Origin of the sequence: Acinetobacter sp. SAAs474, assembly GCF_032823475.1 — a bacterium.
Classification (GTDB): Bacteria; Pseudomonadota; Gammaproteobacteria; order Pseudomonadales; family Moraxellaceae; genus Acinetobacter.
Genome location: NZ_CP127915.1, coordinates 234,521 through 247,609 on the forward strand (window position 1 = coordinate 234,521; position 13,089 = coordinate 247,609).

The 13,089-nt window shown below is 38.5% G+C and carries 15 protein-coding genes; 10 read left to right on the plus strand and 5 right to left on the minus strand.

Annotated elements, in window-relative coordinates; translation table 11 throughout:
* Window positions 1-10 precede the first annotated feature (10 nt).
* Window positions 11-1,414, plus strand: coding sequence for an efflux transporter outer membrane subunit (locus QSG86_RS02115; RefSeq protein ID WP_317029999.1), 1,404 nt, complete (start codon window positions 11-13; stop codon window positions 1,412-1,414).
* A gap of 148 nt (window positions 1,415-1,562) precedes the next feature.
* Here QSG86_RS02115 and QSG86_RS02120 read toward each other — a convergent pair whose 3' ends face one another.
* Both QSG86_RS02120 and QSG86_RS02125 read right to left on the minus strand, forming a co-directional pair.
* The gene (locus QSG86_RS02120) at window positions 1,563-2,366 is read right to left on the minus strand and encodes an enoyl-ACP reductase (RefSeq protein ID WP_317030000.1); all 804 of its coding nucleotides are present in this window, start codon (window positions 2,364-2,366) and stop codon (window positions 1,563-1,565) included.
* A 154-nt stretch (window positions 2,367-2,520) separates the two neighbouring features.
* A complete protein-coding gene (locus QSG86_RS02125; RefSeq protein ID WP_317030001.1) occupies window positions 2,521-3,252 on the minus strand; it encodes a Bax inhibitor-1/YccA family protein in 732 nt (243 codons plus the stop codon).
* A 784-nt stretch (window positions 3,253-4,036) separates the two neighbouring features.
* Between QSG86_RS02125 and QSG86_RS02130 the strand changes: the two genes are divergently transcribed.
* Window positions 4,037-4,930, plus strand: coding sequence for a LysR family transcriptional regulator (locus QSG86_RS02130; protein ID WP_317030002.1), 894 nt, complete (start codon window positions 4,037-4,039; stop codon window positions 4,928-4,930).
* Between the two features lie 132 nt (window positions 4,931-5,062).
* On the opposite strand, the gene orn is transcribed toward QSG86_RS02130, so the two are convergent.
* Complete coding sequence (gene orn / locus QSG86_RS02135) at window positions 5,063-5,620, minus strand: oligoribonuclease (RefSeq protein ID WP_317030003.1); 558 nt, start codon at window positions 5,618-5,620, stop codon at window positions 5,063-5,065.
* Window positions 5,621-5,744: 124 nt separating this feature from the next.
* Here orn and rsgA point away from each other — a divergent pair, with 124 nt between their 5' ends.
* From rsgA to secB, 4 genes are all read left to right on the plus strand, one after another.
* Entirely contained in the window at window positions 5,745-6,803 is a 1,059-nt protein-coding gene (gene rsgA / locus QSG86_RS02140) for a ribosome small subunit-dependent GTPase A (RefSeq protein ID WP_317030004.1), read from the plus strand.
* A 95-nt stretch (window positions 6,804-6,898) separates the two neighbouring features.
* Window positions 6,899-7,306: a rhodanese-like domain-containing protein gene (locus QSG86_RS02145; protein ID WP_317030005.1), complete on the plus strand. Its 408-nt coding sequence runs from the start codon at window positions 6,899-6,901 to the stop codon at window positions 7,304-7,306.
* Between the two features lie 19 nt (window positions 7,307-7,325).
* Window positions 7,326-7,580: a glutaredoxin 3 gene (grxC, locus tag QSG86_RS02150; RefSeq protein WP_317030006.1), complete on the plus strand. Its 255-nt coding sequence runs from the start codon at window positions 7,326-7,328 to the stop codon at window positions 7,578-7,580.
* 41 nt (window positions 7,581-7,621) lie between these two features.
* Window positions 7,622-8,080 carry a protein-export chaperone SecB gene (gene secB / locus QSG86_RS02155; RefSeq protein ID WP_317030007.1) on the plus strand — a complete coding sequence of 153 codons (459 nt, stop codon included), beginning with the start codon at window positions 7,622-7,624 and terminating at the stop codon, window positions 8,078-8,080.
* Window positions 8,081-8,165: 85 nt separating this feature from the next.
* Here the strand turns inward: secB and coaBC are convergent, their stop codons facing one another.
* Window positions 8,166-9,440, minus strand: a complete 1,275-nt coding sequence (gene coaBC / locus QSG86_RS02160; RefSeq protein WP_317032638.1) for a bifunctional phosphopantothenoylcysteine decarboxylase/phosphopantothenate--cysteine ligase CoaBC — start codon at window positions 9,438-9,440, stop codon at window positions 8,166-8,168.
* 279 nt (window positions 9,441-9,719) lie between these two features.
* Between coaBC and QSG86_RS02165 the strand changes: the two genes are divergently transcribed.
* The gene (locus tag QSG86_RS02165; protein ID WP_317030008.1) at window positions 9,720-10,631 is read left to right on the plus strand and encodes a bestrophin family protein; all 912 of its coding nucleotides are present in this window, start codon (window positions 9,720-9,722) and stop codon (window positions 10,629-10,631) included.
* Between the two features lie 97 nt (window positions 10,632-10,728).
* Here the strand turns inward: QSG86_RS02165 and QSG86_RS02170 are convergent, their stop codons facing one another.
* Window positions 10,729-11,580, minus strand: a complete 852-nt coding sequence (locus tag QSG86_RS02170; RefSeq protein WP_317030009.1) for a PHP domain-containing protein — start codon at window positions 11,578-11,580, stop codon at window positions 10,729-10,731.
* A gap of 47 nt (window positions 11,581-11,627) precedes the next feature.
* Between QSG86_RS02170 and QSG86_RS02175 the strand changes: the two genes are divergently transcribed.
* Genes QSG86_RS02175 through QSG86_RS02185 form a run of 3 tightly spaced genes read left to right on the plus strand, consistent with a single transcriptional unit; the run spans window position 11,628 to window position 13,067 of the window.
* Window positions 11,628-12,239 (plus strand): inner membrane-spanning protein YciB, encoded by a 612-nt coding sequence (locus QSG86_RS02175; RefSeq protein ID WP_317030010.1) that lies wholly within the window; start codon window positions 11,628-11,630, stop codon window positions 12,237-12,239.
* Window positions 12,240-12,267: 28 nt separating this feature from the next.
* Complete coding sequence (locus tag QSG86_RS02180) at window positions 12,268-12,570, plus strand: YciI family protein (RefSeq protein WP_317030011.1); 303 nt, start codon at window positions 12,268-12,270, stop codon at window positions 12,568-12,570.
* A 5-nt stretch (window positions 12,571-12,575) separates the two neighbouring features.
* Window positions 12,576-13,067 carry a hypothetical protein gene (locus tag QSG86_RS02185; RefSeq protein ID WP_317030012.1) on the plus strand — a complete coding sequence of 164 codons (492 nt, stop codon included), beginning with the start codon at window positions 12,576-12,578 and terminating at the stop codon, window positions 13,065-13,067.
* The last annotated feature ends 22 nt before the right edge of the window (window positions 13,068-13,089 follow it).

Consider the following 13,089-nt stretch of genomic DNA (forward strand, 5'->3'; position numbering starts at 1 on the left):
GGAAAATCATATGCAATTTATCTCTACACGCTTTGCAGTTACGCTGATTTTCGCAACGACATTGGCAGGTTGTGCTGCAGTGGTTAAAACACCTTATCAAGCGCCAACTATTGATATTCCTGCGCATTTTGAATATGCCCAGAAATCAAATGATCCTTTAACGCCAAACCGTTATGCTGATCAATGGTGGACCTTATTTAATGATCCTCAACTTAATCAGTTGGTAAACCAAGTGATTGCAGCCAATCCTGATTTAGCGACTGCTGGAATCAATATTAAACAGGCTTTTTTACAAGCAGGTTTAGCTCAAGATCAACAAGGATTACGGATTAGTGCCAGTGCATCAGGTGGTCATAATTTTGATTTACATTCAGGTGATGGTAGTGATAAAGGAATATCATTGAATAGTGGCGTAAGCTATGAAGTCGATTTGTTTGGCAAACTAGCGCGACAAACTGAAGCTGCTAAATGGGAGGCGTTAGCTACTGAACAAGATTTACAAGCGACGGCGCAAAGTCTGATTGCCACGACAGCCAAACTATATTGGCAATTGGGTTATTTAAATGAACTTGATCGAGTTGCTGTCGAAAACCTTGCCAGCACAAATAAAACCTATCAATTGGTTCAGACTCAATATAAAACTGGCGCTGTTTCTGGTCTAGATCTGGCTCAAGCGGCTCAAGCGGTACAAAGCCAAAAATCGACCTTGAGCCAAATTGAACAGCAAAAAGTTGAAACCCGTACTGCTTTAGCTGTATTGCTCAATCAAACGATACAACAACTGAATATTACGGAGCCACAACACTTACCGAATGTTGCACTACCAGAGATTGTTGCAGGATTACCTGCCAGTCTATTGTCTCGTCGTCCAGATTTACAGGCCAGCGAGTTACGGTTACGTAAAACACTGGCCAATAAAGATGCTACTACAGCAAGTTATTATCCATCCATCAGCTTAACAGGTAGTTTAGGTGCTTCGAGTGTTTCATTAACCGAACTCCTGAAAAATCCTGTACTTAGTTTAGGTGCAAATTTAAGTCTACCCTTCCTGCAATATAATGATATGAAAAAAAATATTGCAATTAGTGACTTAAATTATGAAAAAGCCATTATTGGCTATCGTCAAAGCTTATATCAAGCCTTTGCCGATGTTGAAAATGCATTATCTAATCGTCGTGCACTCAATACACAAGTCGCACTACAACAACGTAATGTTGAACTGGCTCAACGTACAGAGTACTTAACTCAGGCACGCTATACACATGGTGCAATTGCCTTAAAAAATCTACTGGATGCACAGGAAACAACACGTAATGCACGGATGTCATTGGTACAAACCAAACAGAATCAATACAACGCGTATGTCACCTTAATGCAAGCCTTAGGTGGTAGTCCTATTCAACCTCATTCTTAAAATTTAACCATCACTCATATCTGATGATATGACTCCCCCAATTTAAGGGATCAATTAAAAATACCAGTCATATTGACTGGTATTTTTTTAATCATAGTGGTTTGACATACGACCAATATGTATTCAAACACAATAGATATGCAAGTGATTATTCTGTATCTAAAATTGAGGTACTCATCCCAACAGTACTATAACCTGCATCGACATAAAGAATTTCGCCAGTAATACCATTTGCCCAAGGTGAGCATAAGAATAAAGCCGCATTACCGACATCTTCAATCGTAACATTACGTTGTAATGGTGCAATTTTTTCATTGACATCAAGCATCTTACGGAAAGATTTAATTCCAGATGCAGCCAAAGTACGAATTGGACCAGCAGAAATGGCATTAACACGAATACCTTCAGCACCCAAACTAGATGCCAAGTAACGTACGCCTGCTTCCAAAGATGCCTTTGCCATTCCCATCACATTATAATTCGGCATGACACGCTCCGAACCTTGATAAGTCAAGGTTAATAAGCATCCTTGACGTGCAACCAATAATGGTTTCGCAGCACGCGCCATGGCAATAAAACTATATGCACTAATATCATGTGCAATTTTAAAGCCTTCCCGATCTGTTACCTCGGTAAAATCACCATCTAAAGTATGTGCAGGTGCAAATCCAATCGAATGCACTACACCATCTAAACCATCCCAATGTTGTGCTAATTCAGCAAATGCGTGATCGATTTCAGCATCAACAGCGACATCACATGGAAAGACCAGTGTTGAACCAAATTGCGCTGCAAACTCATCTACACGTTTTTTTAATTTTTCATTTGGATAAGTAAAAGCTAATTCAGCACCTTCACGGTGTAAAGCTTGTGCAATACCAAATGCAATTGAAAGTTTACTTGCAATACCCGCAATCAGAAAACGTTTACCAGCCAATAATCCTTGCGCCATGGAATTCTCACTTAAAATCATTTGTCCACATAATGCCTAAATTTATAAGATTACGAAATTGCATAATGCATCTTTTTTAACATTTAACCATAAATAACCATAAAAAAATCGCCCAAATAAATGGACGATTTTTTTATACAATTACATTCATCATTTAATCATCTTGCAACATGCCTAGCAAACGTAAAAATGAATAATACATCCATACTAACGTCGCTAAGAGTGCAATAGCACATAACCATTCCATGGCTTTTGGTGCTTGCTGTGCCACACCATTTTCAATTAAATCAAAATCTAAAATTAAATTTAAGGATGCAATCACCGCAACAAAAGCAGCAAAACCAATCCCTAATGCACTGGTTTCAAATAAAAATGGAATGCTAGAACCAAATGCCATACTCATGACAAACTGCACTACAAAAACTAGCGCAATTGCAAGGGTTGCAGACATGACCACCGATTTAAACTTTTCAGTTGCACGAATAATTTTAAAGCGATATAAACCAAACATCACTAAAGTTGTAACAAAAGTCGCCAAGAGGGCCTGTAATGGTACACCCGGATATTTTATCTGAAAAATAACAGATATGCCGCCTAAAAATGCACCTTCAAATAGGGCATAAGGTATTGCTAAACTTCTTGCAAATTTCGGTTTAAAGGTGGCAATAAGGGCAATCACAAAACCACCAATTGCGCCCACTAACGCACCCGCATAAGCCAAGGAAGCTTGGCCAGTTAAAAAGGTATAAAAGAATAAAGCGAGACCCACGACTGCAGCAATAACAGTTAATAGTACCGATTTACGAATCGTACCTTGTAGGGTCATTGGCTGTGAATAATCGCTAGAGACTTCTACACGTGTCAAAATAGGGTTATTACTTTGCATATAGTGCTCATTGTTATAATGTAAAACTGATTATAGTGTATACGCAGTTGAGCGTTTAAGCACGATAGCTAACAAGGATTTTTGTAAATCTAATTTAAATTTTTCTATATTTTTTTTAAAAGAGTGACCTCAACCATTCAATATAAAGCGTGTCATATAACATCAGACATAATCAATCAGATCAAGAATCAAAAATTAAGCTGTTTTATTATCTCATGATGAACTTTTCAAACGGATCAATACAGCAGATAACATCATCCCAATCCCCATACTAGTATATAAAATACCATCAATTGTCGCTATTGAGATAACGACAATCACCATAGTGATACTGCCTTGTTAATCAATACACTTAAACTAGGTCAATTAGCTCCCACAACAATCACAGTACTCATCACTCAGCCATTGCAGGCATCACTCAATTCAGAATGATGCCAATGATGGCATAGTCAGAGACTATACCACTACAGCATGTAATTGATTGAGTCTCACTACAACCGATCTGCATCTGTATTCACGATCTGTTATGCTGAGTGTTCAGTGAGATTAATCGATATAAAGCAAAGGAGATGAAACATTTGCTTGACCCCATATTTGAGCATCTAACATCATCAAACCCAAAGTAATCATTGCAGCAATACATAATATAAATAATAACTTGAAGATATTTATCACATGAAACACAACACACTCCCCCTTTAACGCTTTATCACGATTTAAACAAGATGCTGTTATCATGTAAAATGATTTGATTTGATAGTAAGTATCTCTAAAAGTGATTCAAATGCAGCTAAAGTCTCTGGAAATATTTCTGATGGTAGTGAAGTTAGGCAGTTTTTCTGAAGCTGCAAAGCATTTACATACCGTACAATCCAATGTTACGAGTCATATTAAAAAACTTGAACATGAATTAAAGGTTGAAATTCTTTTACGTCAAAATCCAATTTTACCTACACGTGCTGGATTACAATTGTATCGTTATGCAGAACAAATGATTAATTTACAAAAAGAAATTGTACAAGCTTTTAGCCAGATACAGCCTGTTCAAAATTTTCCTTTAACGCTGGGAAGTATGGAAACCACTGCAGCGGTTAGATTGCCAATACTGTTACAAGATCTACAAAAAATACAACCCAATTTACCCATCATGCTGAGTACGGGATCAAGTCGAGATTTAATTGATCAAGTTAAAGCATCACAATTAGACTGTGCTTTTATTGCCAATGATCAACCGATTGCTGAATTATTTAATTACCATGTCTGGACTGAACAACTGGTGTTAATTACGGCACGAAATGCACCACAACAGCTATCTACAACATATCTAAGTCATCAAAAATTCATTGCCTTTAAACAAGGGTGTAGCTATAGAAAGGCCATCGATTTATTTTTATCAAGCCATCACTTAGCGGCCACAAATATTCTTGAAATGGGTAGTCTAGACGGTATTGTCAGTTGTGTAAGTCTAGGCGTGGGTGTAGCGATTTTACCCCTGAGTTATATCCAACAATCTTATTTTTATCCGCATATTTGTGTGCATGAAATCACTGAAGATATTGCAACGATCCATACTTACTTAATTGCAGAGCAGCCCAATAAATGGAGCAGCAATATGACATATTTTATAGATCAGCTACCAGCACTTACTCGCCATCACCATGGTAAAGCAATAGGCTAATTGACAAAAGATAGGCCATGCTCAGAAGAATTTTATCTGAGATGGCCTACATGATCCATACCTTCAGTTCGTGCGATACTCTCTGTTGATCAACAACAACTCAAACAGCTAAAACTGAAAAATAGTGCATGATTAATCTTGATTCATGATAAAGAAATATTCACGATAATATTTTAATTCAACAATCGAATCACGGATATCATCCATTGCTAAATGTGATGCATTTTTCTTTAACCCACTCATAATTTCTGGACGCCAGCGTTTTGCTAACTCTTTAATAGAAGACACATCTAAATTACGATAATGAAAAAATTGCTCCATTTCAGGCATCAACCGATGTAGAAAACGACGATCTTGGCAAATAGAATTACCACACATAGGTGAAGCTTTTGGATTTACCCATTTTTTTAAAAATGCCAAGGTTTGTAATTCGGCATCACGTGCCGTGAGCTTACTCCGACGAACACGTTCAATTAGTCCTGATTGACCATGCTGTCGGGTATTCCATTCATCCATTGCATTGAGCACAACATCCGACTGATGTATCGCTAATACTGGTCCTTCCGCCAAAATATTTAAGTGATCGTCAGTAACAATCGTGGCAACTTCAATAATTTGATCGTGATCTGTATCCAGACCTGTCATTTCAAGGTCAATCCAAATCAGGCGTGTATCAGGTGTGCTGCTCATAAATCTGCAATCTTATTTAGGTTAAAAAATACCATATTAACAAATTTATTTGTCCTTGGCTGTAATTCTACCTCCGCTTCATGCTATTTTTGCTTTCCGATATTCATGGTTTTTTAGGATATGAATGGCTTTAATTCGTAAGCGTCGTCTGACAGAACAACAGCAACGTCGCATTCAGAAACAGCATAAAACGCGCCAAGAAGAGCTTGATACCAGCAATGATTTAGAAGGTCTAGTGGTGCAACATTACGGCCGACAGCTTGAGGTACAAGCACTATCCGTCCCAGAACAACATCCTGAAAAGCCGGTGCTTCAAGCTGGTGAACCAGAACCTTTTTGGAAACCAATTGAACTGGGCAGTATTTGGCGCTGCCATACGCGAACAAATCTTGAGTTATTGGTCACAGGTGACCGTGTAAAATGGCAAGCAGATCCCAATACAGGATTGGGTATTATTACGGCCATACAGCCACGCCAGTCTTTACTCACTCGCCCAGATCGCTACCATAAAGTTAAACCTGTCGCGGCCAATATTAGTTTAATTGTGATTGTGTTTGCGCCTTTGCCAGAACCTGCACCAGGTTTAATTGATCGTTATTTGGTGGCTTGTGCAGTCGCAGGTATTCCTGCGCTATTGGTCCTGAATAAAACCGATCTATTGCATCAAGATGATCCAATTTTAACACTGGTTAAAGAATATCAAAATTTAGGTTATGAAATTTTATTGACCCAATCAACTGGTGATTTATCCGCTCTAGCACAACGATTGGCTGGTGAAACGGTAGCTTTTGTAGGACAATCTGGAGTAGGTAAAAGCTCACTCATCAATAGTATTGTTCCAGATGCTGCACAAAAAACCAATGTTATTTCAGAAAATTCTGCTTTGGGACAACATACCACCACATCAACACGTTTAATCTCTTTTGGTGATGGTGCGGCCTTGATTGACTCTCCAGGAATTCGCGAATTTGGTTTATGGCACTTAGAAAGTGCACAAATACAACAAGGATTTCCTGAAATTGAACGCCAACTTGGCTATTGTCAGTTCCGTAATTGTACACATCGTCATGAAAAACAATGTGCACTGCGCTTAGCTGTTGAAAATAATGAAATTTCATCTCGTCGTTTAGATAGTTTTTTACGTTTATTGGATGAAATTACTGAAGCTCAGCAAAAAAATTGATGTTTATTCTGCTCGTGCACTTGAAGCAATGATTTTGATCGCCATATTTATCAGCTATACTCTTTAACAATTTTGAAATTGTAATTAGGTGACTTGTGGAACGTTGGTTCGAATTTATGGGGAATCACCCCTTCTTATTTGGAACACTCGCTGTTTTAATTGTGTTGTTCTTTATTTTGGAGGGTCAACGTAATGGTCGTAAGATTTCTCCTCAATCTTTGGGTATTTTAGTCAAAGCTAAAAATGCGCTATTAATTGACTTACGTGATGCAAAAGATTTTCGTGAAGGCCATATTAGTGGTAGCCGAAATATTCCATATAGCCAAATTACTAAACACATTGAAGAATTAAAAACGACTGATCGTCCTTTGGTTTTTATTTGTAACCTAGGTCAAGTTGCTGGTAGTGCATTGCAGCAGGTTGGTCATAAAGATTCATATCGTCTAGATGGCGGTATTAGTAACTGGAAAGCCCAAGGCTTACCTCTCGTTAAAGCTAAATAATTCGCTGAAGGAGGCCAACATGGCTGAAGTGACGATTTACTCAACAACTGTCTGTCCTTATTGTATTCGAGCTAAACAACTTCTCGAACGCAAAGGGGTGACCTATAAAGAAATTAACTTATCAAATGAAGCGCCAGAAGTTCGTATTGAATTAATGCAACGTACTAATCACCGTACAGTTCCGCAAATTTTCATTAATGATCAATTTATTGGCGGTTTTGATCAACTTTATGCTTTAGAGCGTGAAGGTAAGTTAGACAATTTATTAGCATAAAATAAGTAACGATTACTTCTAAAACTGAATAGGATTAAAAAATGAGTGAAGAACAACAAGTTCAACCACAATTAGCCTTAGAACGTATTTACACCAAAGATATTTCTTTTGAGGTACCAGGGGCACAAGTATTTACCAATGCTTGGGAACCAGAGCTGAATATCAATCTTTCTTCTTCAGCAGAAAAAGTAGATCCGACACATTTTGAAGTTTCTTTAAAAGTCGTGGTTCAGGCGAATAATGCTGGTGAAACTGCATTTATTGTTGACATTACTCAAGCTGGAATTTTCTTGGTCGATGGCGTCGAAGAAGATCGCTTACCTTATATCTTAGGTGCGTACTGTCCAAATATTTTATTCCCGTTCTTACGTGAAGCCGTCAATGATATGGTCACTAAGGGTAGCTTCCCACAGCTATTACTTACACCAATTAACTTTGATGCAGAGTTTGAAGCCAATATGCAACGTGCACAAGTTGCTGCTGCTGAAGGTCAAGCTTAAATCCATATATAAAAAAAGACCGTCTCGACGGTCTTTTTTTATGTCAGTACGATTATAAAAATTATGATTAAAACATCATATTAAATTAAAATAATGCTTCACCTTTTAGCTCATGATGCATCGCGTCATGAATCGCTTCTACCAATTGTTGAGCAATATCTTGTTTGGATGCCTTTTCTAAATCACGTTTTTCAAGTTGATAGTGCTCAGCAAAAAATACTGTCATCGCATTTTGATCTGAAGCAAAACCAATATCTGAACGAGAAACGTCATTACAAGCAATCATATCCAATTTTTTCGCAATCAGTTTAGCACTGGCATATGCCTCAACATGACGCGTTTCAGCCGCAAAACCGACCATAAATGGTCGCTTTGCTTGTAATGCAATCGTGGCCACAATATCTGGATTTTTGACTAAAGCGACATTAAGTTCATCGCCTGCCTTTTTAATTTTATGCTCAGCCACCTGCGCTACACGATAATCAGCTACGGCTGCTGTTGCAATAAAGACATCACAGCCTTGATCTAACATGTATAAACTTTTCTCTAGCATCTGTACAGCAGACTGAACATTGATTCGCTGTACACCATTTGGTGTATCTAAGCTGACAGGTCCTGCAATTAAGGTGACTTTCGCACCTGCGGCATAACAGGCAGAGGCTAAAGCAAAGCCCATTTTGCCAGTACTGTGATTGGAAATATAGCGTACTGGATCGATTGCTTCACGGGTAGGACCCGCTGTAATCACCACATTTTTGCCAGCCAATAAACCAAATTTTTCTGCAATGGCACGCTGTGCTTGATGAAAGTATGCTGTGACTTGATCGGCTAGATTTTCTGGTTCAGGCATACGGCCCAAGCCGACATCACCACATGCTTGTGCACCCGCATCAGGTAAAATCACATGCACGCCATCACTCACCAATGTGGCCAAATTACGTTGCGTCGCTTTGGCAGCCCACATTTGCTGATTCATTGCCGGTGCGATCCATACTGGTGCCTTGGTTGCTAAATACAAGGTAGATAACAAATCATCAGCTAAACCAGCAGCAAATTTTGCAATTGTGTCACAACTGGCAGGTGCAACTAAAAGCAGATCTGCCCAACGAGCAAGCTCAATATGCCCCATCCCTGCTTCAGCTTCAGGATCTAATAATTCTGTATGTACAGAATTACCTGACAGTGCTTGAAAAGTTAACGGCGTAATAAAGGCGAGAGCACCTTTTGTCATCACCACACGAACATTAAATCCTACATCTTTTAAACGGCGTACTAATATGGCACTTTTATATGCTGCAATACCTCCAGTCACGGCCAAGACAATATTTTTATTTGAAATCACACTTAAATCAAAGCTCACAAACAGGCTACCTTTCTGTTGTAATGGCGCCCACAATAGCATTAAATAATCGCTTACCCAAGATTCATTCTGAGAATTTCCGCATTACTTATCACTAAAAAATATCAGTACACTGCTCAATTTTTGCAATCTAATACTAAATTGCGACAATGGTCATCAATTTATATACTCGCCAATATGATTAATTGTCATGAAAGTTGACCGTACTATATGCTTTGTTATTGACAAAAGAAAGGTAAAAGAACAAGATCATGCTAAAACTTATGATGACGCTAATAGATGATTATTCGGGAACAAACCAGCGTTTTTAAACTGCTTTTTTCATGGAGAGGAACTATTTTACCTAAGGTATTACCATCCTTGGGTGTCGTCATGCTTTTAGCTGCGATTATTGGTGGCTTATCTTATACTGACCACTTTAATTTCCCCGAACTTCCCTTAGTCGGATTTACCTTATTTGGTATTGTATTGTCGATTTTTTTGGGCTTTAAAAACTCAGCATGTTATGACCGCTGGTGGGAAGCACGTAAACTATGGGGACTGCTTATTGCCAATGCACGCCATTTTGATCGAGATTGCCGCATTCTCAGTCAAGCACGGCGTGAACGCGTTATTCAGCATATTATTGTCTTTGCGAATGTATTACGTGATCGACTCAGACAACAGACAGCGAATCCAACAGAATTGGTCGAAACCAGCGGATTGAGCCAACAATCACTGACTTTGCTCTATCAACAGGTAAATGCACCGCAATACACCCTAAATCTCATTCAGTGGGAATTGTTACAAGCGCTTAAAGAGGGTGAAATTTCGGATATTATCTATAGTCAACTCAATGGTCATGTGGCTCAGTTAGGTTTGGTACAAGCCGGATGTGATCGAATTGCAACCACACCATTACCTTTTGCTTATTCTGTATTATTAAATCGCACCGTTTATTTTTTCTGCTTTATGTTGCCTTTTAGCTTGGGTTCAACACTGGGTTTGGCAACCCCGTTATTGGTTGGCGTGTTGGCCTATACCTTTTTAGGCTTGGATGCATTAAGCTCAGAAATTGAGGAGCCCTTTGGAACGCAAAGTAACGATCTGCCACTCGATGCAATGGTGCGTACTATTGAAATTGAATTATTAGGGACGCTCGGTAAACATACCCCGCCGCCTATTCAAGCTCAAGACAATAACCTGTTATAAGCGATTGTATATCATATTGAATAAACCATACCCGCTGCATATTTTTTTAAATATACTGTTTATAGTGAAGTATTTTTCGCGTATTCAGCACTCAATATCAATTAAAATTTTGCCAAATACCCACTTGCCCCTCTTTTAAACGAGGCGTATTGCCTAAACGAATCCAAGGCATATGATCACCGTGAAAATCACTGCCAATAGAAACCTTGAGTTGATACTCTGCAATCATTCGATCAATCATTTGTCGAGTTGAAGCGGGATCTGTCGCAGGCGGTAATTCAACTGCATCCCCCCCATAACGTGAAAATATTTCAATAAGATAACGAATATTTGTGGCAGATAATTGATAACGTGTAGGATGAGCAAGAACAGCATAGCCACCACTTTGATGAATAATCTGAATAGTTTCCTCTAAGCTTAAACCATCAAATTTAACATATGCTTTTTTACCTTCTTTAAGATATTTATCGAATGCTTGCTGTATCCGGCTGACATATTTTTTATTCAGCAATGTTTTGGCAATATGGCTTCGTGTAATACGATCAGCAATACCATCAACCAGCATCAAAACATCAGGATAAATATTTTCACCAATCAGAGGAATCAGCAGATCACAGATTTTTTTTGCCCGCTCGGCACGAATCTGTTGTTGTTGCGCCAATGCTGACTGTAAAGGAGAAAAGTTTTGTATATTTAATGCAACTACATGAACGGCATAAACTTTCTGTGTACTGGGCCTTGACCATTGACTGGAAATCTCAACACCAGAAATAAGTTTAACATCATGTTTTTCTGCAATTTTTTGTGCTAAAAATACACCATCAAGTGTATCATGATCGGTTAATGCCAACGTATGTATATGCTGTTTGACAGCAGCCAGTACTAACTGTTCTGGAGACAAAGTCCCATCAGAAATATTACTGTGTGTATGTAAATCTATGCCTTCCATCACTTATACTATATATCATTTATTTGCTCAGATTTAGATACTCTAACATGAAAGCACTTTTAGACTTTGTGCCACTGATTATTTTCTTTTATTTATATAAAACGGTAGATCCTCAGGATAGTCATCATCCCCTATTACAATTGATTGGCTCTGCAGGTGGTGTAGATAATAATAATATTTTAGTCGCAACGACAGGTCTAATCATTGCCATGTTGGTGGTCTATGGTGCGCTATTTGTCTTTCAAAAATTCCGTCTCGATAAACAGCAATGGATTGTATTATTTATGACGGTCATTTTTGGGGGAATTACCTTAATGCTCTCAGATGATTTTTATATTAAGTTAAAAGCAGCATTACTAAACTTGGTATTTGCAGGTGCATTTTTACTTTCTCCATTCTTTAGTAAAGAACGTAAACCACTGATCCAAAGACTGTTCGGCCCTGTATTACATTTATCAGAAAAAGGCTGGTTAAAACTTAATTATGCTTGGGCTGCAATGTTTATGTTAATGTCCGGCTTACATGTTTTCTTTGCATTTTTATTTATGAATGGAAAATATTGGGGAGAATTTACTGCATTTGGTGACATGATCGTCATGTTTTCCTTTATCATTATTCAGTTTATTGTATTGCGTAAATACTTTAAAAATCCTGAATAGTATTTCAGTTGCAAAGTCGAGAGCTCACATGCCATTATTTGTTGTTAGCTGTACAGATCAAGAAGGTACAGTGGAAAAACGTCTTGCCATTCGTCCACAACATTTAGCACGTTTAAGCCAATTAGATGCCGAAGGTCGTTTAATTGTTGCCGGTGCTATGCCCAAAGACCCCAATAATCCACAGGCAGGTTTTTATGGTAGTACCATCATTGTGGATTTCGATTCTAGAGCAGCGCTCGATGCTTGGTTAGCAGAGGAACCTTTCCTGAAAGAAGGGGTATATAGTCAGATTGATGTAAAGCCATTCAATAAGGCTTTCCCTAAAGGATAAGGTCTATGCGCCTCATTTTTTCAAGTGTGTTGAGCGTATGCTTTTACTGCTCTACGGTATGGGCAGTTGAAACAACACCATCGCCTGCTACCGTGACAGCAGAAGCTCCTACAGCAGCACCAGTGTTACAAACCATTCCAGCCAATAAGCCGGGTACAATTCCAACAGCAGCAAAAGATGCAGCTTCCTTGCAAGAGCAAAAGCTTACAGCTGAGCAGATGGTCAAAAATAAAGCATTGAATGAAGCTAAAGTGAAAGCTTTGGTTAAAGATCAAGCCGGTCGTTTACACCAACTGGAGAAAGCCAATCTAGATGCCTTGGCACAAAATCAAGAGTTACAGTTAAAAAATGATAACCTTGGTGTACAGGTTCAAGTATTGCAAAGTGAACGTAGCGCTCAAATGTTTTTATATGGTGCGATGACCATGACTGTTGGCGTATTGCTCGGCTTTTTTATTGCCGGCTATGTCTATGGTAAACGTCGGCGCCAATGGTAAATTATTTTTTTAATGTAAAAGG